Genomic DNA, 442 nt, shown 5'->3' with positions numbered 1-442 from the left:
ATAATTCATTTATTGCGGAAAAGATTGCTAAAACTATTGGGATTAATCAGGTTAAAGCACAAATGCTACCAGAAGAAAAAGCACTGTTTTTGGAACAATTACAAAATGATGGTAGGCACGTCCTATTTGTCGGAGATGGTATCAATGATAGTCCTTCAATTGCCAAGGCAAATGTCGGGATTGCAATGGGAAATGGAACTGACGTAGCAATTGAAACTTCCGACGTGGTCTTGATTGATTCTGATTTTAGTAATATCCAAAATGCCCGTCGGGTGGCAAAGGCTACTATGCGAAACACAATGCAAAACGTAGGAATTGCCATTGGAACCGTGGCGTTGTTATTAATCGGTGTGGCTTATGGTTGGGTAAATATGGCCAGTGGGATGCTTTTTCACGAAATAAGTATCTTAGTAGTTATTTTTAATGCAATGCGGTTGTTAAG

Annotated in this window: 1 protein-coding gene; it reads left to right on the top strand. The window is 39.1% G+C overall.

Annotation, left to right across the window (positions count from 1 at the left end; translation table 11 throughout):
• On the top strand, positions 1–442 hold a 442-nt coding region (locus tag C1I92_RS35940), incomplete at both ends, for an HAD-IC family P-type ATPase (RefSeq protein ID WP_146605399.1).

Source organism: Jiangella anatolica (assembly GCF_003236295.1).
Taxonomy (GTDB): Bacteria; Actinomycetota; Actinomycetes; order Jiangellales; family Jiangellaceae; genus Jiangella; species Jiangella anatolica.
The sequence above is the reverse complement of the archived record's forward strand: the minus strand, read 5'-3'. Positions and strand labels throughout refer to the sequence as shown.